This is a genomic window from Streptomyces odontomachi (assembly GCF_024435355.1).
Taxonomy (GTDB): domain Bacteria; phylum Actinomycetota; class Actinomycetes; order Streptomycetales; family Streptomycetaceae; genus Streptomyces; species Streptomyces odontomachi.
In genome coordinates this window covers 267,381-289,415 of sequence record NZ_JAMJWG010000010.1, presented here as the reverse complement: position 1 = coordinate 289,415, position 22,035 = coordinate 267,381, and the positions used below count along the sequence as shown (strand labels likewise).

Here is a 22,035-nt window from a genome sequence, read left to right as displayed (position 1 = left end):
CCGCACCGCCGGCTCAGCTCACCCGTGCGGCCGGTGCCGTCGTGCCCACCACCCGTACGTACTGCTCACGCACCTCCGCGTACCGCAGCAGTTCGGCCGAGATCGGATCCAGCACCCGGGCGCGTCCGCAGCCGGCCGCCACGTCGCGCAGCCGGCGTTCCGCTTCGAGCCCGTATCGGCGGGCCGGTCCGCGTGCCGCCACCTTGCACCCCCATTCGACCAACGGGCCGCCGACGACGCCCACCGCCATCAGCGTGACCGGCACGCCCAGGTTCGGGGCGCAGAGCCCCAGGATCTGGCCGACCAGCCACAGCCCGCCGAAGATCTGGAGGACCGTCATCGCCGCCTGGGACACCACGGCCGCCGGCCACCATCCGGGCCGCGGCGGTTTGTCCAGCGGCACGGCGGCGTCCGCGGCCAGCTCGTCCAGCGCCCTCGGCAGCCCTCGCGAGCCGCGTACGGCGGCCTCCCGGACGGCCAGCGCCCACGGGGCCGGCAGCCCGGCCGCCGCCTCGTCGGCGATCCAGCGCACCGCCTGCTCGACCCGTTGCCTGGCCGTCGCCTCCTCGGCCGCGTTGGACTGCGTGGCCGCTCTGCGGAGGCGCGGGAACCGCCACTCCTCGTACCGGCGCCACAACCGCAGCCAGGGCGAGCCGCACGCCTTGCCGGCGTGCCGGTTCCAGGCGCGCTCCGCCGCGATGCCGGTGGCCGCCGCGCCGATCGCCTCCGCCAGCCGGTCCGTGAACTCCTCGCGCGCCTCCTCGCGCAGCCCCGGCTGCCGCCACGGTGCGTAGACGGTCCGCAACCGGCCCGCCGCGGCATCCACGTCCGCCGCGATCCGGCGGCCGGCGGCGCCGCGCTCCGCCACGAACTGCCCGAGTGCGTCGCGCAGCTCACCGACGCCGCGCCCGGTCGCCGCGGACACCGCGAGCACGGCGGCGCCCGGCTCACCGTGCTCGCCCAGGGCGACCCCGTCCTCGTCGAGCAACCGTCGCAGATCGTCGAGCACCTGGTCGGCGGCCTCCCCGGGAAGCCGGTCGACCTGGTTCAGCACGACGAACATCACCTCGGCATGCCCCGCCATCGGCCGCAGATAGCGGTCGTGCAGGACGGCGTCGGCGTACTTCTCCGGATCGACGACCCAGATCACCGCGTCCACCAGGCCCAGGACCCGGTCCACCTGTTCGCGGTGCGCGACCGCCGCCGAGTCGTGGTCGGGCAGGTCCACCAGGACGAGCCCGCGCAGCCGGGCGTCCACCTCCGGATTGTGCGGCGGTCTGCGACGCAGCCGGGCGTGCACACCGAGCCGGTCGAGCAGCGGCCCCGCGTCGTCCGTCCAACTGCACGCGACGGGAAACGCGGTGGTCGGCCGCCGCAGGCCGGTGTCCGAAATCGTCACCCCGGCCAGCGCGTTGAACAACGACGACTTGCCGCTCCCGGTCGCACCCGCGAGTGCCACCACCGTGTGCCCCCCGGAGATCTTGCCCCGGGCCACGGCCTCGTCCAGCACCCGCCCCGCCTCGGCCAGCGTGTCGCTGTCGACCCGGGCACGGGAGAGCCCCACCAGCTCCCGCAGGGCGTCCAGCCGATCCCGCAGCGGCGCGTCATACACGGCGTCATACAGCGCCCCCGGCTCCCCGGCAGGCTCCACGCTCCCCCCGATACCACCCGCACTACCCCCCAGGTCCACCACGTCGTCCTCGTCCTCACCGCCCGCGACACGACGAGCGATGAGCCCGTCGTCCCAGGGGGATGAGGACGGGGCGGGGGATGCGGACGAGGAGGGGGATGCGGACGAGGAGGGGGAGGGGGACGCGGACGGCGAGGCGGAGGGCTGTGCGGAGGGTCGGCCTGGTGCCTTCTCCCTTCCCTTTCCCTTGCCCTTGGGCTCGTTGCCTGCGCTGTCTTCGGGCTTGGCGCCTGGGGATGCGGCCTCGGAGGTCGCGGTGTGCGCGGGAGGCTCCGAGAGCCCCGGCGAACGGGACCGGCCGATGGACGACGCCAACAGCCTCGACAGCAACAGCGCCCCCGTCTGCCCCCGCGGGATCAGCACGGGAACGGGGTCGGGGAGGTCCTTTTTCCCGGCGTCGGCTCGGGAGTCGGCGTCCGGCGCGTCGGGGTCGGGGGCGAGGTTGGGGGATGGCTTGGTGTCGGTGTCGGCGGAGGGGGGAGCGTCGCCGGCAGGGGCAGTGGCGTCGGCGTCCGGTGGGGCCGTGTCGTCTTCGCGGGCCGGGTCGGGCGGCGTACCGCTGACGGCCTCGGCTGCCGCCTCGTCGTCGTCCGTGGGCCGTACCGCTGTGCCGCCATCCGCCGGCGAGCTGGTCCCGACCGGCGGAGCCGTCTCGGAACTGGCGCTGGCGGCGCCGGGCGCGACCGGGTGGTCAGGCTTGGCGTCGTGATCGCGCGCGGCCTCGGTGTCCGGAGCGTCGGGGGCGCTGAGGCCGTCCGGCTGTTCCTCCTGCCTGGACTGACCCTGAGGGGCGGACTGCTCCTGAGGGCCGGACTGCACTTCCTGGCCGGGTTGGTCGTGCCGGCCCGGTCGGTCGTGCCGGCCGGGCTGTTGCGGCGGCAGGTCGGTGGGCGCCTTCGCCGCCCCGGAATCCGGTTCGGCGCTGCGCTCCGCCTTGGAGCGGCGCAGCGAGAAACGAGACATGGCCTTGGAACGCTGCTTGGGCCGGCTGGATGACGCCGCGTCAGTGGACTGTTCCTCGGAACGGGTCTCGGCCTCTGATCCGGTCTCTGACCTGGTCGCTGATCCGGCCTCGGTGCCGACCGCAGACCCGGAGCCGGGCTCTGGCGCGGAGCCGGGCTCTCGCTTGGACCCGGACCCGGACCCGGGCTCTGGCTTGGACCCGGACTCAGGCTCTGGCGCGGAGCCGGATTCGCCTTCGAGGCGGGGCCCGACGGCATCGGAGCGCGACTCGGCCGTGGGGTGCGACTCGGCCGCGGGGCGTGGCGGTGTCTCGGCGGCATGGGCCGCCTCCGCCACCGCGCCGTTGGACTCCGCGTCGGCCGGCTCGGCGGGGTTCGGGCGGCGGCGCCAGACGCGGCGGTGCCAGGCGCGGGAGCGGTCGCCGTCGCCGGCGGGATCGCTGTTGCCGGCGGGATCGCTGTCGCCGGCGGGATCGCTGTGGCCCGCCTCGTCCGTCACGGAAGTCACCGGGGTCCCCTCTCCTTCTGTAGTACGGACAGCGCGGCGATGAGTTCGGACTGGGGCTCGGCACGGACGTCCAGGGAGTCGAGCGGGGCGAGGCGGTGCTCGCGCTCCACGTTCAGGACCTGGTCGACGTAGCTGCGCAGCAGGCGGGTGCCCCGGTCGCGGAGCCGGAGCGCGCCGCGCGCCCCGACCCGCTCGGCGAGCTTCTCCCCGGCGGAACGCGCCCTGCGCCCGCCCAGCAGGGCGGTGGCGAGCAGGGCGGCGACGATCTCCGGGTCGGGCGCCGGAATCCGGTCCGCCCGACGTGCCTCGTCCTCGGCGTACTCCTCGATGACGCGCCGCCAGCGGCGCACCGCGATCCCGATGCGGTGCTCGGCCTGCTCGAGGCCGGCGTCACGGGTCGCGAGGCCGGGCGCCTCGGCCGCCGGCTCGCGCCGCCACTGCTCGTCGATGCGCTCGTCGGCCGCGGCGACGGCGCACAGCAGCAACGTCCCCAGGCTCTCGACGAGGGCGTCGAGCAGCTCGCCGGGACCGCAGTCGAGGGGGTAGCTGCGCCACCGTTTCAGCGCGTCTCCGGCGAGCACGGCGCCGGCCTGGAGGCGCCCCCGTACGCGGGCGTGTTCGTGCTCGTACGCGGCCTCCACGGCGGACGTGAGGCGCAGCGCGGCGGCGTGCTGGGCGGCCACGGCGCTGGCCAGTTCGGGCATCCGGGTGCGCAGCGAATCCAGCACGCCGCGGGCCGTGCGGACGACGGTGTGCGTCCGCACGTCGGGGTCCTGGACGAGCTGGGTGAGCCATGCGTGCAGCGGCGCCACGGCGGTGCCCGGCAGCAGTCCGCCGCCGCCGGCGGACTCGGGCAGCTCGGGAATGGTGAAGCGCGGTACGTCGCCGAGACCGGCCTTGGTGAGCAGCGCGTCGTACTGGCGGGTCACTTCGTCGGCGACGGTGTGCGGCACCCGGTCCAGCACGATGACCAGGGTGGCGTCGAACTGCTTGGCGGTACGCAGCAGGTGCCACGGCACGGCGTCGGCGTACCGGGCGGCGGTGGTGACCATGATCCAGATGTCGGCGGCGCAGATCAGTTCGGCGGCCAGCAGGCGGTTCTCGACCACGAGGGAATCGATGTCGGGGGCGTCGAGCAGGGCGAGCCCGCGGGGCACGGTGGGCACTGCTTCGATCCGCAGCATCGGCCCGCCGGGCTCCTGGGGAGACCCCTCTCGGCGCCGCCCCCTCCCGCCGGCGCCGGGTTCCCGCGGCAGCCCCCGGACGCCGCCGTGGCCGCCGTCCCCATCGGGCCCGTCGACGAGGGCCCGGCCGGCGTCCTGGTGCATGCGGTAGGCGTGCCCGACGACCCGCCGCGCGTCCGAGCGCCTGGCCCGCCCCGTACGTCCATAGGCCCCGTCTTCGTAGGCGTCGGCAGGGCCGTCACCGCGACCGCCGCTGAAGGGGTCCCCGTACCCGTCTCCGAGCGAGCCCTCGTAGGGATCCCTATAGGCACCCCCGTAGGGGCCGGGCCCCCCGTACGCATCCCCGTAGGCATCGCCATAGGGGCCGTCATAGCCCCCCTCGCGGAAACCGTCTCCATAGGGGCCGTCGCCCGGTGGAAAGGCCGAGTGCGGCGAGTGCGAGGCGTGCGGCGCATGCGGCGGGTACGGCATGTCGACGCCGGAAGCGTCGCGGCCACGACGGTCGTCGTAGTCCCCGAAAGCGCCGTACGGCTCCCCGTAGGTACCGGCGTCATACCCCTCATCCGGAGTAGCGGGGCGCCGGACCCCGCCCCTGCGCACCCCGCCGCCCCCCGGTCCCCGGGCGCCACCACCCCCGCCCGGACCGGAGCCGCCGCCCGGGGAGCCCTGACGGCCGCCGCCCGGCGCGCCGTGCGGGGGTCCACCGGTTCGGGACGGCCACATTCGGGTGAGGTCGGGCAGCACGCGCATGCCGCTGAACCAGTGCTGGTCCTCCGGATGGCACACCAGGACCGGCGTACGCGTGGTCGGCCGCAACACCCCCGCCTCGCTGACCTGCATCCCTACCAGCGAGTTGACCAGAGTCGACTTACCGGCACCGGTCGAACCCCCCACCACCGCGAGCACCGGCGCATCCGGCGCCTTCAGCCGGGGCACCAGGTAGTCGTCGAGCTGCGCCAGCAGCTCCGCACGGTTCGCACGCGCACGTGGCGCGCCCGGAAGGGGCAGCGGAAAGCGCGCGGCGGCGACGCGGTCGCGCAGAGCGGAGAGCGCGTTGAGCATCTGAGGCCGTACGTCCAAGGTCACCACATGCGAAGAATGCCCAATTTCGGCGGCTTTCTGAAGCATATGGGCGCTTCTGCGTGCCGATCAGACACGCGAGGCGGAAGGAATGAGGGGGGCAGGGGCATAACGACTGCACAACACCCGGGTCCAGAGGCTCAAAAAGCGATGCACAATTCGCAACTGCCTGCGATTATCAGGACCGCTTCACCGAACCTCCACAACGTGGCGCGCACGCGAAGCATCAGGGACGAGGACCGAGTAGCCCTATCCTTGTCCCCGGCCCCGGCAGATCACGGTCCCACCCCCATCCGGACCGCGACCGGCCACCCGCCCGGCCCCCGTAGCTCAGTGGATAGAGCAGGCGCCTTCTAAGCGCTTGGCCGCAGGTTCGAGTCCTGCCGGGGGCGCCCTGTCAGGCCCTCCCTAGGGGAGGGCCTTTTTGCTGGTCAGGGGCTGTTTGGCGAGACGGGCCGGGGCGCCGTGCCGACCCTGGCGATCTTGGGGCGGGCCCGATGGTGTCCGGCGGGCGGCGGGGTTTCCTGCGGGCGGTCGCGTCGAATCGAACGCGCGTCGAATGTCTCTGGCGATCGCCGAGTCGGGTGCGCCTTCGAAGAGGCGAGGGGTGAGGTGGGGGAGTGCGGTGGGGGGCGAGTGGTGTGTGGGGGGTGAGCGGTGGGGGCGACCACCAGGAAGCCGCCGCCCCATGCGCGCGTCCCCACCTCCCGCGCCGGAGGCGCCCGAGGCGTCCGACACCTCCGAGGCGCCGCCTTGGCGTAGCTCCGTTCGGGGCGGCGACCTTCCCCGTCGCGTGGCCGGTGCGTGCTGAGGCATCCTCCCGCTGGGCAACAGCACCGGCGCGATGCCGGGTTGCCGCCCCGGCGGAGGTCCTGAGGATGCAGCCGGTTGCGGGCGGGCGGGCCTGCTGCGGCGGTGTGAGCCGGCTGCCCGCCCGCCGGGCAGGGGTGTCTGCGGCCAAGGGGCGGGCTGGAGCCAGATGCGTCGGCACCCGGGGCTGCGAAGTCGAGATCGTGGGTGGCGGTGCGGCGCGAGGGAATACCGCCCGGGAAATCATCGGTGGCGAACCGTCGCCGCAGCGAAAACGGCCGTTGCCCCGCCGAAAACCAGCGCTACCAGAATGAGTATATCCCCATCCCTCGGATACTGAATTTCTGATCGCGCGATCGGGTGGTTTTCCCGGATGGAATCGAAGCGTGCATTGGGCGCGATCGACCTTGAGCCCGCCGAACCAGTCACCTCTTCATCCGAGGCCAGCCACCTCATCCGTTGTCGAAGCTTCAGGGACTCATCGGCAGCGGTAATCCGTACCTGCTCCATTTGACAGGGATATGCCGGGGAAGATACTCGGAGAGAGTGTTTCCGGCTCGTCTGGGCGAAACTCATCGACTTCCGGCAGCCGACATGCCGCGGAAGGCGGAGCCGGAGGTCTCTCATGGCCGTCACGCTTCTGTAGCTCAGCAGTCCGCCGGTAGCTCAGCAGCCACCCCGGTAGCTCAGCAGCCACCCCGGTAGCTCAGCAGCCCCCGGCTGCTCGGCAGCCCCCGACGTCGGTCGCCCGTCCCGCAACCCGTCCGGTCGAACCGGACAGTCATGGATCGGTCAGTCGTCTGGTCCCGGAAAGGGGAAAAACCTATGGCGGGTAGCGACCACATCGTGCGTGGCTATTTCGGTCTCGGCGATAACGATCGAATCGTGCACGTGACCAGCGACGCGGATTTTCTTCTGCACATCTGGGCCAGGAATGTCGAGACCTCGGAAGGCGGCGTCACGTTCATAACGCCGGCAAGTCAATTTCGGGGACCCGGTTCTACGGGACCGATGGATGCGCTCGTCCTTGAGGTCCCTGCGCAGACCGGCGTCACCCTCGGATGCATTGGCGGGCAGGGGGGCGAGACCATCGATCTCTCCAGTGCGAACGCCAGAATCACTGTATTCCTGACAGTCGTCACCGCCGAGGGCGCAACGGCGACGATGACCAGGGAATGACGACCATGGAATGACTGGCCGAGGAATGACCGGCCGAGGAATGACGGCCACTCAATAAAGTGCGTACTGGACGCATCTGACCGCTGGTCAGCCGTCTCGCGCCTGGATCGGTCCAAGCGCCGCGCCCTCACCTGGACGGATGACCGGATGACCCCTCGTACGGCTCAGGGGCACAGGGACAGCGATGCGTGGCGTGCGCGGCTCCGTTTCCGGGGCGGCAGGCCCTACTCTGATCTCCGTGAGGCAGGCAGGCGCTGGGAAGGAAGATCGGCGATGACGCCCCTGAGCACCGGGGACCCGGAGTCCATAGGCGGGTACACCCTGCTCGGTCGGCTCGGGGCGGGCGGCATGGGAGTCGTCTATCTGGGGGTCTCCGCCTCGGGACGGCAGGTCGCGGTCAAGCTCGTGCACGGGCCGTACGCTCAGGAGGAGGAGTTCCGGACGCGCTTCCGGCAGGAGATCGCGGCAGCGCGCAGGGTGAGCGGTGCCTTCACCGCGCCCGTCGTGGACGCCGACCCGGACGCCGAGCGGCCGTGGATGGCGACGCTCTACGTGCCGGGGCTCAACCTTGCCGAAGTGGTCAAGCAGGCCGGCCCGCTGAGCCAGCGTGAACTGCGGGCGCTGGGGCTGGGGCTCACCGAGGCGCTGCGCGACATCCACCGGGTGGGCCTGGTGCACCGGGACCTCAAACCGGGCAACGTCCTGATGACCGAGGACGGGCCGCGCGTCATCGACTTCGGCATATCGCGCGCCGCCGACAACCAGAGCTACACCACGACCGGGCGGATGATCGGCACTCCCCCCTTCATGTCGCCGGAACAACTGGCCTCTCCCCGGGACGTCACGCCGGCCTCGGACGTGTTCTCGCTGGGCTCGCTGCTGGTGTTCGCGGCTATCGGCACGGGACCGTTCGACGCCGACAGCCCGTACATCACCGGCTATCAGGTGGTGCACGGGACCCCGGACCTCGGCGGGGTGCCCGAAGCGCTCCTGGACATCGTCGAACGCTGCCTGGACAAGGACCCGGCCGCACGACCGGAGCTGACGGACATATACCGCATGCTCCAGGCGTTGCCCCAATCCGACATCGTCGGGTCCCCGAAGTCCGGGCAGTCCGCGAAAGCACGGCGCCGTCCCACATCTCGGAGCGAGACCACCACCCACGCGAGCGCCGCGACCGGCGCCGGCACCGGCAAGCGCCGCCGCCGGATGCTGCTCACCGGCCTCGGCGCTGCGCTGGCCGTCGCAGCGCTGTGCATCGGGGTGGGCGTCTTCGTGTCCGATCCGGACACCGCCGCCTCCGACGACGCCGGCCGTGCCGCCGCACTGCCCGACGGCTGGCGGCCCTGGCAGACGAAACTGCGGTACGACGTGAAGGGCATCCCGCTCGACTACAACAGCCCCGGATGCGTGGCGGGGGGAGGCGCCCTGTTCTGCGGCGGTACGGGAATGACGGCCGCCAGGGTCGACACGGCCTCCGGCCACGTCCGGTGGCGGACCGGCACCCGCCCCCAGGGGGCGCAGCCGATCGGCGTTCGCGACGGGCTGGTCTACGTGCACGAGCAACCCGACGACAGGACCAGGCGGGTCGTGGCCCTCGACGCCGGTACCGGGCACCGGCGGTGGCAACGCGACATCAGCACGTCCGAGGAGGCGGTCCTGTACGACGGCGGACTGCTGACCATGTCTCCCGATCAAGCGTCTTTCGTGGCATACGGGCCCGCCGGCAAGGAACTGTGGCGGACGCCCTCGCTGGACGAGCTGTGCACTCCGACAGCGCTGGGGGGCGCCCCCTACGCCCTGTGCTCGCAGGGCACCGAGCCCGGCCAGGCCCCGGTCGAGCTGATGAAGATCGGACCCGGCAGCCTCACCGAGACCGCCACACTGCCCAAGAAGGCGGAAGCGCTCGGCGCTGTCGGCGGGCAGCCCCTGTTCCTCGCCCCGCAGACCGCGAAGGACGTGTACGACTCCGGGTACGAACGGCCGTACAACGCGCTGCTGCGGGTGGCGCCGAAGACCGGGCAGATCAGACGGATCCCGCTGGCACATCCGCTGACCGGCGCGGCCACCCTCGTGGACGGCGTCGTCTACTTCGTCCGGTCCAACGGGTCGGTCACCGCGGTGTCGGCGGACAGCGGCAAACAACTCTGGCAGAAGATGACGGACGTGGAGAGCCTGTCCGCGCCCGCGGTGTCGGCGACGTACAAGCGGGTCTATTTCGCCAACCGCTTCGGCCGTCTGCTGGCGCTGGACAGCCGCACCGGAGCGGAGGTCTGGCGCACCTCCGCACTGCCCGACCCCGGCGACAAGGCGCAGGACTACCCGCCGCGAGTGATGCTCGTCAAGGACGCGATCGTGGCGATGGCCGGCGACACCGCCTTCTCCCGGAGCCCGAACGGGCCCGCCTGACCGGCCCAGGCAAGCGCCGCCGAGCCGCCCGTCGGACGTCGATCAAGCCGTCGTGGCGAGCCTGACGAGGTGCCGGGCGGTACCGGCGGGATCGACGATCTGGTGGAGGTGCGCGCCGGGCAGCCGTGCCACGCGCCAGCCGCGTTCGCGCGCCTCGGCGGCAACGTCGTCGTACGGAGGACCGAACAGCAGGTAGGAGCAGGGATGGTCGTCCCAGCCGGCGGGGACGGGGATGTGCTGCTCGTAGTAGGACAGCGGCAGGGTGGGCTGCTCCTCGACGACCCTCTGCCGCGTCAGCGGATCGGAGAACATGGGGGCGACGTCCTCCTCGTCCCACCAGTCGGTCCAGCGAGGCAGCCCGCCGTTCACCGCCATCGGGCGGAGGAACTCCAGGAACTCGGGTGAGGCGACCGGGGTCGGGCCGGTCCGGGCCGGCAGGGCCGCATCGACGAAGACCGAGCCGGTCACCGGATGGTCGAGGCCCGAGCGGATCACCGGAAGGAACAAGCCCGCGTTGCTGTGTGCCACCAGCGTGACAGCCCTGCCGGCCGGTACCTGCCGGAGGTCGTCGCGGACGGCGCTGACGACGCGGGGCCAGAAGGGCGGAGCACCGGCGCCCACGTGCAGCAGGGACGGCAGCCGCACCTGATACCCCGCCGCCGTCAGGCGTTCGGCCACCGGGTGCCAGGTCGAGGGACCCACGGACGGACTGTGTACGAGAACGAATACCGGCTGCATGTCACGATCATGTCGCCCATGCCCTCGCCATCGCGACGGTCTTGCCCGACAGCAGAACGCAGGACTGCGAAGGTGCCGTCAGCCCCGGGGCCGGTACGGCGGGAACCTCCCCGAGTCGGCGAGGTCCTGGTTCGCGTCGGGCCAGCGGTGGCGCAGCGCCGTGGCCGTACGGTGGATCCAGCCGGTGACGTGGGGCAGGGCCCGATGGGTCTCGGCGGTGTGTGCGGTGGCCTCCAGGGTGGCGACGAGCTGGAGTCGGCTGTGGTCACCGGGCGGGCGGGTGTCGAGGCGGGCGAAGCGCTGGAGGCGAACGAGTGCCCAGGACACGCAGGCGGCGGCGAGGCCGTCTCCGTACCGCCGGTCGTCCTCGGCCTCCGGGATGCCGTGGGCCAGGGCGCTGCGGTACTGGTCGGCGAGGCCCGCGGCGGCGGGATCGCCCACGGCCAGCCAGGCCGGGCCGGGCACGTGCAGGCACACGGCGTCGGTCAGCGCATGGGTGTAGCCGGCGAATTCGAAGTCGATGAGGCGGGCGTCGGGCGGGCCGGAGGCGTGGAGCAGGACGTTGTTGGCTTCCGCGTCACCGTTACTCAGGGCAAGGAAGGGGCCCGGGTCGGTCAACTCCGCCATCGCCGTGGCAAGTTCGTGTTCGGCCTGGCTGCTTGCCGGTACTCCGAGTGCCGACGCGTCCTGGATCGCCTGCTTCCGGAGCGGGGCGAGCCGCCCGGCCCGGTCCGTAGCGGCGTCAACCGGTCCCAGGGCGGCCCGACGCGCGTAGTAGGCCTCGGCCTGCCCGGCGGTGGCGGCGCTCAGCGCACCGCGGGCGCGGGCGAACGCCGCCAGCCGCTCGCCGTGCGCTGCCGCACCGTCCCGTCGAAGCAACTGGTCCAGCGGGACCCGAGGGGCGAGGTCTTCCAGGACCAGGAATCCGGCAGCCGGGTCGGCGGCGACGACGCGGGGGCCGAGCGCCGTCCCCCTGTCCTCGCTGAGGAACCGGAGCGCCGCCAGTTCCGTACGCAGCCGCCATGCGGCGGTGCGGGCATCGCGTTCCCCGTCCGAAACCCGTTTGACGACGACGGAGCACGGAAGCTCCGAAGCACCGCGAAGCCAGACCCGGGCCACGGACCACGGCTCCAGCGACTGCCAGCGGTCGACAGCGACCGGCGAGCCGCAAAGGCCGGTCAAGAGGTCCTGGAGCGCAGCGGCTCCGAAGATCTCCCGGGGGGAATCCGCCATCCACTCACCCTACGAGTCCCTTCATGCCGGCAGGCACCGTTCCGGTTGCACAAAACGGCATTTCGTGGCCCGTTCCAGGGGTCGGTACGGTTCGGATTCATGGAGTGGAACCTTCAGGCGGCCGAAGAAATCGCGGCCGCCTTGCGAGCCGGTGACGTGACATCGGCGGAACTGACCGACGAGGCGATCGCCCGTATCGAGCGTGACGACAAGGCGATCAACGCGATCTGCGTGCCGGACTTCGACCGTGCACGGGCCGCCGCGCGCGCTGCCGACCAGGCTCGTGCCCGTGGTGAGGACCGGCCGCTGCTCGGCATACCGGTGACGGTCAAGGAGTCCTACAACATGGCCGGGCTGCCCACGACCTGGGGCATGCCGGCGCACCGGAACCACCTGCCGGACGAGGACGCGGTGCAGGTGGCGCGGCTCAAGGACGCGGGCGCTGTGGTGCTCGGCAAGACCAACGTGCCCGCGGGGCTGCAAGACATCCAGACCTTCAACGACCTCTACGGCACCACCAGCAACCCGTGGGACCACGGTCGCACCTCGGGTGGATCCTCCGGCGGATCGGCGGCGGCCCTGGCCGCCGGATTCGGCGCGCTGTCCATCGGCTCCGACATCGCCGGTTCGTTGCGCACCCCCGCCCACTTCTGCGGTGTCTACGCACACAAGCCGACACTCGGGCTGGCGTCGGCCCGCGGTATGGTCCCGCCGCCCGCGCCGGCCCTGCCGGTCGATCACGACCTCGCCGTCGTCGGTCCGATGGCGCGCACCGCCCGCGACCTCACGCTCCTGCTCGACGTCATGGCCGGACCCGACCCGCTGACCCTCGGTGTGGCGCACGACCTGGCGCTGCCGCCCGCGCGCCATGAGCGGCTGCGCGACTTCCGGGTGCTGGTCATCGAGGAGCATCCGCTCATTCCGACCGGGTCCGCGGTGCGGGCGGGCGTGCACCGGGTCGCCGACGCGCTCGTCGACGCCGGTGCTCGCGTCGCCTGGCACAGCCCGCTGCTGCCCGACCTGACCGAAGCCGCGGTGCTCTACACGCAGTTGCATTTCTCGGGCATCGTCGCGGGTTTCTCCGACGAAGCGTACGAGCAGCTGCGGGCCGGCGCCGCCGGGCTGAGCGCGGACGACCGGAGTCTCGACGCGGCGCGGCTGCGCGGCATCGCGTTCAGCCACCGCGACTGGATCGCGGCGAACAACAGCCGCGAACTCCACCGCCAGCGCTGGCGCCGGCTCTTCGCCGAGTTCGACGCCGTGGTGTGCCCCATCACGCCCACTCCCGCGTTCCCGCACGACCAGAACCCCGCTCGGATGGAGCGCCGGATCGACATCGACGGTGCCACGTACCCGTACTTCGACCAGCTCGTCTGGGCCGGTGTCGCCACCATGCCCGGCCTACCCGCCACCGCCGTACCGGCGGGCAGGTCCCCCGAGGGCCTCCCGGTGGGAGTGCAACTCATCGGCCCGATGTACGAGGACCGCACCCCGTTGCGGCTGGCCGAGATGTTGGAGCGGAGGATCGGCGGCTTTCAGGCACCCCCGGCGGGGGTCCGGGTCTGACCCGGGCCGTCGGCGAGCAGGGGCCGGAGAGCGCCCAGGAGCGCGCCGACGCAGCTGTCGCGGAGCTCGGTGCGGGAGCAGGTCTCATGGGTGAGCCAGTCGACGCAGAGGACCTGGACGAAGACCAGCCAGCTCTTCAGCACGGCGGACACCGCCTCGCGGGTGCTGCCGTGTGCAAGCGGGAGTACCGCCAGCAGTCGGGTACGGAGTGCGTCCAGCTCGTTGGTCATGATCGACTGAATGACCGGGTCGCCCGCGAGGACCCGGTTCGCGGCGAGAACGGTGTTGCGGTTCGCCACGAAGTAGTCGAGGTGGACGTCCATGCCCTGGACGAGCTGTTCCACCAGCGAGTCGGCGGGGTCGAGCCGGGTCTCGGCGAGCAGCCGGTCCGCCGCCTGTCGGTAGACGGCCGCGAAGAGCGCCTGCTTGCTGGGGAAGTGACGGTAGAGCAGGGCTCGGGAGACGCCGGCTGCTTTGGCGACTTCCTCCATGAGCACCTCGTCGTACGGGCATGCCGCAAAGAATCGCGCTCCGACGGAGAGGAGCTGGGCGCGGCGGTCGGTGGGGCTGAGTCGCTGGCGAGGGGGCACGCACACAGACTAGTTGACACGCGTCTACTAGAGCATCAACCTAGTAGAGCATCAACCTAGTAGACACGTGTCTACTTAAGTCTTGTCGCGGCGGATTGCGAGGGGTCATGGCAAGGGCCTTGCGGGTACTCACACAACTGATGGGCTGGGCCTGCGTGCTGATCGGCGTGTCTCACGTGCTTCTCGGCAACGCGGCGATCCCCGGCGCGGCCTCCGCCGGCACGACGGTCGACAGCTGGGGTCGTTTCATGGGGGCCAGCTTCTCCGGCTACGGGCTGGCCTGGCTCTGGGCTGCTCGGCAGCGGCCCATCCCGGCTTCGGCGGTGCGGTGGCTGGCGGGCGTCTTTCTGCTGGGTGGCGTGGGGCGGCTGCTTTCGCTTGCCCTGCACGGCTGGCCGCAGTGGTTCCAGATCCCGCTGGCGGTGATCGAGCTCGGTCTGCCGCCCGTTTTCTTCTGGCTGGCACACGCAGAGGAACGAGCCCTGGGCAGCGGCGCGGAGACCGTGTCCACCGGGCGATGAGTACGGAACGGCAGGACCGGCGATCTCACCCCGATCCGGCCTGGCCGGCAGGACTTCGCAGCCATGAGCTACCCGCTACGCAGTCGCATGCACCAGGTCCCGCAGGTCGGCGAAGACGCGTTCGTGGGCCGCTGCGGCGGTGGGGTCGGTGAGGTCCATGCCCTGGATGAAGCCGTGTTCGAGGCCGGGTTCGCAGCGGTGCCGGACCGGCACGCCGGCCTCGGCGAGGCGCCGCGCGTAGGCGTCGCCCTCGTCGCGCAGGGGGTCGTGCTCGGCGGTGACCACCAGGGCCGCCGGCAGGCCGGACAGGTCCTCGGCGTGCAGGGGGGACGCGGCGGGCCGGTCGGCGGGGTCGGGGACGAACGCCTCGACGAAGACGGTGAGCGCGTCGGCGTCCAGGCCGTGGCCCGTGCCCTTCTCGGCGATGGACGGCTGGGTGAGCGTCAGGTCGGTGTTGGGGCAGATCAGGGCCTGGACGGCGGGCAGCGGGCCGCCCTCGTCGCGGAGTGCGAGGCAGGCCGCGGCGGCGAGGAAGCCGCCCGCGCTGTCGCCCGCGACGGCGGCGGGCCGCACCCGGCGCAGGACAGCGGTCGCGTCCACGACGGCGGCCGGGTGGGGGTGCTCCGGGGCGAGGCGGTAGTCGACGGCGAGGACGTCGACGTCGCAGGCGAGGGCGATGCGGCGGCAGGTGCGGTCGTGGGTGTCCAGGTTGCAGAAGACGAACCCGCCGCCGTGCAGGAACACCAGCAGGGGGCGGTGCCCTGCCGCGGGACGGTAGCGGCGCAGGGCGAGGCCCCCGGGCCCGGAGAGGTCCTCCACGGAGGCGAGTTCGGGGCCGCGGGGGCGTGTCGCACGGCGCTCGCGTGCGGTGGCGCGGAGTCGGGCGACGAGGTCGGCGGGCGTCGGCATGGGTCCATCCTGGCCGACGTCGTCGGCGGCACCCCGGCGGCCGACCCGGCCTTGCGGTCAGCGTGCCTTCGGCGGAGTGAGCCCGTGGGGGAGGCCCTCCATCCGGTCCTGGACCAGGTCGATGATGCTGGGCCCGGGCCGGGTCAGCGCCTGCTCGATCGCGGGGACGAGGTCGGCGTCGTCGGTGACGCGGACGCCGTGGCCGCCGAGGAGGCGTGCGAACGCGGCGAAGTCGGGGTTGCCGAGGAAGACGCCGTGGTAGCGGCCGTCGTGGGCGAAGCGCTGGCGGTCCCGGGTGTTGCCGTAGGCGAAGTTGTTCACGATCACGTTGACCACCGGGATGCGTTCGCGCACGCAGGTCTCGAAGTCCTGGGCGACCATCCAGAAGCTGCCGTCGCCGCTGAGCGCGATGACCTTCTCGTCCGGCCGGGCCAGTGCCATCCCCATCGCGGCGGGGAAGCCCCAGGCCATGGCCCCGCCCGCGGAGCCGTAGTAGCTGCGTGGCCGGTCGAAGGCGACATGGCGCTGGACCCACGGGCCGAAGGTGGGGACGTCCTGCACGATCACCACGTCGTCGCGGCCGGCGAGTCGCTGCACCGCATGGGTCAGCGCGGCGGAGGTGACCGTCGATCCGCCCTGCGGTACCCGGGGCAGTGCCGCGGCCTCCGCGTACTGCTTGCGCAGGCCTTCGAGGCGTGCCGTGCGCCGGTCCGCGCGCGTCGGGTCGGCCGCGGTGAGCGGGGCGAGCGCGGTGGCCAGCGCCCGTGCGGCCGCGGTCGCGTCCGAGACGAGACCGACCCGGGGCGGGTGGACCCGGCCCAGTTCGGTGGGGTCGACGTCGGCGTGCACGAGGTGCGTGCCGGGGGACACCAGCGTCCAACGTTTGGTGCTGAACTCGGAGAACCGGCAGCCCAGGGCCACCAGGACGTCGGCGTCGCGGACGAGCTGGTCGGACACCTCGTGGGCACCGTAGCCGAGCGAGCCGAGGAACGCGGGGTGGCTGTTGGGCACCACGTTCTTGCGCAGCCAGGTGGTGACGAGGGGTGCGCCGGCGGCCTCCGCGAGGGCGAGGTGGGCGCCGGCGTCACCCGCGCCGCCGCCCCCGACGATGATCGCCGGCCGCTCGGCGGCGGCCAGCAGTCGCGCCGCCTCGGCGACGCCCGAGGGATCGGGTGCCGGCGGGTGGATCCACACCCGGCGCGCAGGCGTCTCCGTGGCCGGTGCCTGGAGCATGTCGTGGGGGAGCGAGACCACGACCGGGCCCGGCCTGCCAGTGACCGCCGTGCGCACGGCGCGCTGCAACAGCTCGGGGAGCCGGTCCTGCCGGTGGATCTCGACCGCCCACTTGCACTGCGGCCGGAAGGCGGACACGACGTCCATCTCCTCGAACGCCCGGCGCTCGGAAAAGGCTCCGGAGACCTGCCCGATCAGGACGAGCATCGGGATCGACTCGTCGTTGGCGTTCTGTACGGCGATGGACAGGTTTGCGGCGCCGGGGCCGCGTGACGCCAGGCAGACGCCGAGGCCCGTCCCCGCACGGGAGAAGCCGTCGGCCATGAAGCCGGCGACCTGCTCGTGGCGGGTGGCGAGGTAGCGCACCGCGTCCTGGCGTGCGAGCGCGTCGATCACTTCCATGATCGTGGTGCCGGGCAGCCCGAAGACATGGGTGACACCTTCGGCGGCGAGGCATTCGACGACGAGGTCGGCGCCGAGGCGCGGCCGGTCAGACAAGGACGTTCACCGCCTTGAGCTCCGTGTAGCTCAGCAGCTCCTCGATGCTCTCCTCGCGGCCGAGGCCGGAGGACTTGGTGCCGCCGAACGGCATTCCCCAGAAGTGCCGGGACGAGCCGTTGACCCAGACGTAGCCCGCCTCGAGGCGGTCGGTGAGCGAGAGCGCGGTGGAGACGTCACGGGTCCAGACGCTGGCGGTGAGCCCGTAGTCCACGCCGTTGGCGATCCGGACGGCGTCGTCGAGGTCGTCGTAGGTGAGCACGGACATCACCGGACCGAACACCTCCTCCTGGGCGATCCGCATCCCGGGTCGCACGCCGGTGAAGATCGTCGGCTGGAGGTAGTAGCCGCGCGCGAACTGATCGCCCTCGGGCCGCCGGCCGCCGTGGAAGAGCGTCGCGCCTTCCTCGGCGGCCACCTCGATGTAGTGACGCGACTTGTCGTACTGGGCGCGGGATGCGAGCGGCCCCATCTGGGTGTCGGGGTCGGTCGGTGGGCCGATACGGATCGCGGACACCCGCTCGCGGATCATCGGGAGGATCCGCTCGGCGACCGAGGTGTGCAGCAGGACACGGGAGGTCGAGCCGCAGGACTGGCCCTCGGACCAGGCGAAGTTCATGCCGCCCACGATGCCGGTGGCGGCGGCGTCCAGGTCGGCGTCGGGGCAGACGATGAGCGCGTTCTTTCCGCCGAGTTCGAGGCTGACGTCCTTGACGCCGACTTCGGCCGCGTCCCGCTGGATGGTGCGGCCCACCCGCTCGCTGCCGATGAACCCGATCCTGCGGATGAGCGGGTGGCGCACCAGCGCCCTGCTGGCGGGCGGGCCGTCGCCGGTGATCACGGACAGCACGCCCGGCGGCAGGATGTCGTTGGCGATCTCGGCGAACCTGAGCGCGGACAACGGCGTGATCTCCGAGGGCTTCAGGACCACGGTGTTGCCGGCCATGAGCGGCGCCGCCACCTTCGACGCCGCGAACATCAGCGGATGGTTGAAGGGCACGATGCGGGCCACGACCCCGAACGGGGAGCGGCGGGTGAAGTGCAGGTTCCCGGGAGAGGCGGGGATCGCCGCACCGCCGAGCCGGAGGGCGAAGTCGGCGAACAGCTCGAGTAGCTCGGCGCCCCACTCCACGTCGCCGCGCATCGCGCTCAACGGGTTGCCGGAGTCGAGCGCGTCGAGCAGGGCGAACTCGTCGGCGTGCGCGCGCACCGCCTCGGCCAGGGCGCGCAGCCTGCGGCCTCGTTCGCGGACGTCGAGCGCCCGCCAGGACGCACCGGCATCGGCGGCCGCGCGTACTGCCGCGTCGACGTCCTCGTCCGTGGCGTCCGGTACCCGGGCGAGGGGGGCCTCGGTGGCCGGGCACTCGACGTCGTAGGTCCGGCCGCCGCCGGCCGGTCGCGGGCGGCCCGCCACGACGAGGTGCCAGGTGCGGTCTGCCACCGCGGTGACCGCCGTGTCGATCGACTCACTGGGTGTCAGCATTGCCTCTCCCGTAGGAGGAATGTACCTCTGATAAGCAGAAAGCTAGAGGGGCTCCTGCGTGGGGTCAACATTCCGGTGCGGGGTGGTGGTGGGTGACGGAGGGCGGCCCGGAGTGAGAGAACGGCCGGTCCATCTCCTTTCGGCACGAGTCTTGACACATGGGAACTGCTGCCAAGAAGGTGCCTCTGCAATACAGAAATTCCGAGCCGGTGTCTCCCCGTACCACCGGGCGCGCCGGCGGCCCCATCGACGAGGCCAGAGGAAACACCATGTCCCTTCACGTCCTGGGAGTCGCGACAGTCGCGCTCGTCTTCATCATCGGCACACTGAGACCCGTCAACATGGGCGCCGTGGCCCTCATCGGCACCTTCCTCCTCGGGACGCTGGCGGCCCACGAGAGCATCGACAAGGTCCTGTCGGGGTTCCCGCCCGACCTGTTCGTGCTGCTCGTCGGCGTGACCTATCTGTTCGGTCTCGCGGCGGTGAACGGCACCATCGAATGGATCATCGACCGGGCGGTCCGGCTCCTGGGCGACCGGCGCGCACTGGTGCCCTGGCTGATCTTCGCCTTCTCGGCGGTCCCGACCATGGCCGGGGCGCTGGGCCCCGCCGGTGTCGCCATGCTCGCACCGCTGTGCCTGCGCCTCGGGGAGCGCTACGCCATCAGCAGGCGGATGTCCGCGCTGATGGTCATGCACGGCTCGTGCCTGGGGAACTTCTCGCCCCTCAACGGTCTCGCGGTGATCGTCCGGCAGGCGGCCGAGTCGAACGGCCTGAAGATCTCGTCGGCCGAGCTGTTCTTCGGCAACGCCGCCTACAACCTCGGTCTCGGCCTGATCATCTACCTCTTCTTCGGCGGCCGCGCCCTGTGGCGCGAGCGCCGCACGGCACCGGCCCCGGCCATGGCGGCCTCGGGCGTCGGTCCGGTCGGGGGCGCGGACGTCGCCGCACCGCTCGCCCGGGTGGGCTCCGACGACTCGACCGGCAGCGACGCCGCCGGCAGGGAACACGCCGGCAGCCAAGGCATCGGCAGGGAAGACGCCGGCGGGAAAGCCACGTCGAGCCTCGGGTCGGCCTTCGCCGGCGGCAGCGAGGCCGCGACGTCCCCGCCCGCCCGGCTCCGCGTCGACCAGGGATGCACCCTGGCCGTGATCGTCGCCGTGGCCGTCGGTGCGCTCGGCTTCGACCTGGAGATCGGCTTCCTCGCGCTGTTCGCCGCCGCCCTGCTGCACATGATCTTCCCGAGCAGGTTCCCGCAGGCGGACAAGCAGATCGTCTGGTCCGTGGTGCTCCTGATCTGCGGCATCGTCACCCTCGTCGCCGCCCTCCAGCGCTACGGCACCATCCAGGTCATCGGCAAGGGCATCGCCGATCTGGGCTCCCCGCTGCTGACCGCCTTCCTGCTGTGCCTGGTCGGGGCCATCACGTCGGCGTTCGCATCCAGCGCCGGCCTGCTCGGCGTGCTGATCCCGCTCGCCGTGCCGTTCCTCGTGCAGGGGGAGATCGGCGTGACCGCCGTGATCGTGTCCCTGGCGATCTCGGCCACCGTCGTGGACTCCACGCCCTTCTCCTCCGTCGGTGCGCTGACCCTGGCCACCACGCCGGAAGAGGAACGGCCCCGACTCTTCCGTCTGATGCTCACCTGGGGCCTCGCCATGGCGGTGACCGCACCCGTGCTCACCTGGCTGATCTTCATCCTGCCGAGCGCACACTGACCCTCTCCCGAATCCCGACAGGTACCGCGCGAACGGGCCCGGCCCGGCGCACCGACCGGAGGACCGCAGACCATGACCACCGATGTCCGACAACTCGTTGCCACGTCCTCGCGCGTCCTGGCCGCAGCAGGCCACGGCGACCTCATCTGGGGACACGCGTCGGCGCGCGACCCGGAGGGCAGGGGGGTCTGGATCAAGTCCGCGACATGGGGTCTCGACGAGATCACCCCCGACCGTGTGCACCTGGTCGACCCGGACGGGAAGCTGCTCAGCGGCGACGGCATCGTGCACAGCGAGTGCGCCATCCACACCGAGATCATGGCCGCCCGGCCGGATGTCGGGGGAGTGGTGCACACCCACCCGCCGCACGCGGTCGCGCTCGCCGCGACCGGCCAGCCGCTGCGGCCCGTCAACCATGCGGCCAACTACTTCGTCCCCCCGGCGGTACCCGCGTTCACCCGGACCGCCGACCTCATCCTGACCCGCGAACTCGGCCGCTCCCTGGCACTCACCCTCGGCCAGGCCCGTGCGGTGTTCCTCGTCAACCACGGGATCGTCGCGGTCGGCGAGACGCTCCAGACGGCGACCGTCGCGGCGATCCTGCTGGAGCAGGCGTGCCAGCAGCAGTTGCTGACGCACGGCGCCGGCGGCTGGGCGTCGTGGTCGGACCAGGAGGAGTCGCTGGCCAAGCGCGCGCACATCTACCACGATCAGGCCATCACGGCGGTCTGGGACTACCTGGTGCGGCAGTTGCCGGACGCGGGCGCGACGAGCTGAGCCGGCGCGGCATGACTCCTCCGTACCCGCCTGCGTCGCGGCGGCCGGCGGGCCCGCGGCACGGCCACGTCGGCGTCATCGTCCCGCACAGGACGGTGGTGGACGGCGCACGCCTCTTTCGGAGGTTACGATTTCTGCTATGAAGAAATCCCCGATTCCGGGGCAGGCGCCCTCCGCGGGAAAGCCGCAGTATCCGATCGAGTCGGTCGACAACGCGATGCAGATCCTGCTGTTGCTGGGCGAGCGCAGTGAGCTGAGGCTGACCGAGGTCGCCAAGTACCTGGGCGTCGCGTCGTCGACCGCCCACAGGCTCCTGGCCATGCTGCAATACCGCGGGTTCATCCGGCAGGACGGCCGCTCGAAGGCGTATGTGCCCGGTGCCGCGCTGACCGGAGTGGCGTTCTCCATCCTCCAGAGGTTCGACGTGCGCCAGCCGCTGCGCCCGTTCCTCGACGAGCTCAACCAGGAGACCGGCGAGACGGTCCATCTCTGCGTGCTCGACGGGGCAGCCGTCCGGTTCATCGACGCCATCGAGAGCCCCCGGGCGGTGCGCGTGGCCTCACGCCTCGGTCGATCCATGCCGGCCCACTGCACCTCCTCGGGAAAGGCCATGCTCTCGTCCCTGACGCAGGAGCAGTTCCGCCGCCTCTACCCGCAGGAGGAGCTCTCCTGGCTCACCGAGCACTCGCTGCGCAGCCGCACCGCGCTGGAGAACGAGATGGCCACCATCCGCCGGCGCGGCTACGCGACGGGACTGGAAGAGAGCGAGGAGGGCGTCGTGTCCGTCGCCGTGGCGTTCCCGCCGGAACCCTCCACCCTGCGCCTGGCGTTCAACGTCGCGACCCCCGTCGGCCGGATCAGCCGGGCCGGCCTGGAGGGCCTCGGCGAACGGCTGCTGGCCACCGTCGACCGCGCCTCACGCGTCCTGCTCTGACGCCCGCCCCGCGGCG

Annotated in this window: 16 protein-coding genes, 1 tRNA gene and 1 pseudogene; 8 read left to right on the top strand and 10 right to left on the bottom strand. The window is 72.0% G+C overall.

Annotated features, from left to right (window positions below):
* Positions 1-13: 13 nt before the first annotated feature.
* The 3 genes and pseudogenes from NQO67_RS44600 to NQO67_RS44805 all read right to left on the bottom strand — a co-directional run.
* On the bottom strand, positions 14-2,020 hold the full coding sequence (locus tag NQO67_RS44600; RefSeq protein WP_445195102.1) for a YfjP family GTPase: 2,007 nt from the start codon (positions 2,018-2,020) through the stop codon (positions 14-16).
* A 1,136-nt stretch (positions 2,021-3,156) separates the two neighbouring features.
* Entirely contained in the window at positions 3,157-4,815 is a 1,659-nt protein-coding gene (locus NQO67_RS22160; protein ID WP_445195101.1) for an ATP-binding protein, read from the bottom strand.
* A 207-nt stretch (positions 4,816-5,022) separates the two neighbouring features.
* Positions 5,023-5,433 (bottom strand): annotated as a pseudogene (locus tag NQO67_RS44805) (dynamin family protein); the annotation flags it as partial.
* Between the two features lie 310 nt (positions 5,434-5,743).
* Between NQO67_RS44805 and NQO67_RS22155 the strand changes: the two are divergent.
* A tRNA-Arg gene (locus tag NQO67_RS22155) sits at positions 5,744-5,816 on the top strand.
* Between the two features lie 661 nt (positions 5,817-6,477).
* Here the strand turns inward: NQO67_RS22155 and NQO67_RS22150 are convergent.
* Positions 6,478-6,744, bottom strand: coding sequence for a hypothetical protein (locus tag NQO67_RS22150; protein WP_255951859.1), 267 nt, complete (start codon positions 6,742-6,744; stop codon positions 6,478-6,480).
* Positions 6,745-7,059: 315 nt separating this feature from the next.
* On the opposite strand from NQO67_RS22150, the gene NQO67_RS22145 reads away from it, so the two are divergent.
* Both NQO67_RS22145 and NQO67_RS22140 read left to right on the top strand, forming a co-directional pair.
* On the top strand, positions 7,060-7,413 hold the full coding sequence (locus tag NQO67_RS22145; RefSeq protein ID WP_255951858.1) for a hypothetical protein: 354 nt from the start codon (positions 7,060-7,062) through the stop codon (positions 7,411-7,413).
* 273 nt (positions 7,414-7,686) lie between these two features.
* On the top strand, positions 7,687-9,822 hold the full coding sequence (locus NQO67_RS22140; RefSeq protein WP_255951857.1) for a serine/threonine-protein kinase: 2,136 nt from the start codon (positions 7,687-7,689) through the stop codon (positions 9,820-9,822).
* A 42-nt stretch (positions 9,823-9,864) separates the two neighbouring features.
* On the opposite strand, the gene NQO67_RS22135 is transcribed toward NQO67_RS22140, so the two are convergent.
* On the bottom strand, positions 9,865-10,524 hold the full coding sequence (locus NQO67_RS22135; protein WP_255951856.1) for a lipase family protein: 660 nt from the start codon (positions 10,522-10,524) through the stop codon (positions 9,865-9,867).
* 114 nt (positions 10,525-10,638) lie between these two features.
* Entirely contained in the window at positions 10,639-11,793 is a 1,155-nt protein-coding gene (locus tag NQO67_RS22130) for an aminoglycoside phosphotransferase family protein (RefSeq protein WP_255951854.1), read from the bottom strand.
* Between the two features lie 99 nt (positions 11,794-11,892).
* Between NQO67_RS22130 and NQO67_RS22125 the strand changes: the two genes are divergently transcribed.
* The gene (locus NQO67_RS22125) at positions 11,893-13,359 is read left to right on the top strand and encodes an amidase (RefSeq protein ID WP_255951852.1); all 1,467 of its coding nucleotides are present in this window, start codon (positions 11,893-11,895) and stop codon (positions 13,357-13,359) included.
* Here NQO67_RS22125 and NQO67_RS22120 read toward each other — a convergent pair.
* Positions 13,329-13,949, bottom strand: a complete 621-nt coding sequence (locus tag NQO67_RS22120; RefSeq protein WP_255951850.1) for a TetR/AcrR family transcriptional regulator — start codon at positions 13,947-13,949, stop codon at positions 13,329-13,331. The genes NQO67_RS22125 and NQO67_RS22120 overlap by 31 nt on opposite strands.
* Positions 13,950-14,056: 107 nt before the next feature.
* Between NQO67_RS22120 and NQO67_RS22115 the strand changes: the two genes are divergently transcribed.
* Entirely contained in the window at positions 14,057-14,470 is a 414-nt protein-coding gene (locus NQO67_RS22115) for a DUF4345 domain-containing protein (protein WP_255951848.1), read from the top strand.
* Between the two features lie 75 nt (positions 14,471-14,545).
* Here NQO67_RS22115 and NQO67_RS22110 read toward each other — a convergent pair whose 3' ends face one another.
* Genes NQO67_RS22110 through NQO67_RS22100 form a run of 3 tightly spaced genes read right to left on the bottom strand, consistent with a single transcriptional unit; the run spans position 14,546 to position 18,593 of the window.
* Entirely contained in the window at positions 14,546-15,379 is an 834-nt protein-coding gene (locus NQO67_RS22110) for an alpha/beta hydrolase (RefSeq protein WP_255951847.1), read from the bottom strand.
* A gap of 57 nt (positions 15,380-15,436) precedes the next feature.
* Complete coding sequence (locus NQO67_RS22105) at positions 15,437-17,110, bottom strand: thiamine pyrophosphate-binding protein (RefSeq protein ID WP_255951845.1); 1,674 nt, start codon at positions 17,108-17,110, stop codon at positions 15,437-15,439.
* Positions 17,103-18,593: an aldehyde dehydrogenase family protein gene (locus tag NQO67_RS22100; RefSeq protein WP_255951844.1), complete on the bottom strand. Its 1,491-nt coding sequence runs from the start codon at positions 18,591-18,593 to the stop codon at positions 17,103-17,105. Before NQO67_RS22100 ends, NQO67_RS22105 begins: the two co-directional genes overlap by 8 nt.
* A 269-nt stretch (positions 18,594-18,862) precedes the next feature.
* Between NQO67_RS22100 and NQO67_RS22095 the strand changes: the two genes are divergently transcribed.
* From NQO67_RS22095 to NQO67_RS22085, 3 genes are all read left to right on the top strand, one after another.
* Positions 18,863-20,308: an SLC13 family permease gene (locus NQO67_RS22095; protein ID WP_255951842.1), complete on the top strand. Its 1,446-nt coding sequence runs from the start codon at positions 18,863-18,865 to the stop codon at positions 20,306-20,308.
* A gap of 72 nt (positions 20,309-20,380) precedes the next feature.
* Positions 20,381-21,085 (top strand): class II aldolase/adducin family protein, encoded by a 705-nt coding sequence (locus NQO67_RS22090; RefSeq protein ID WP_255951841.1) that lies wholly within the window; start codon positions 20,381-20,383, stop codon positions 21,083-21,085.
* A gap of 139 nt (positions 21,086-21,224) precedes the next feature.
* Positions 21,225-22,019: an IclR family transcriptional regulator gene (locus tag NQO67_RS22085; protein ID WP_255951840.1), complete on the top strand. Its 795-nt coding sequence runs from the start codon at positions 21,225-21,227 to the stop codon at positions 22,017-22,019.
* Positions 22,020-22,035 lie beyond the last annotated feature (16 nt).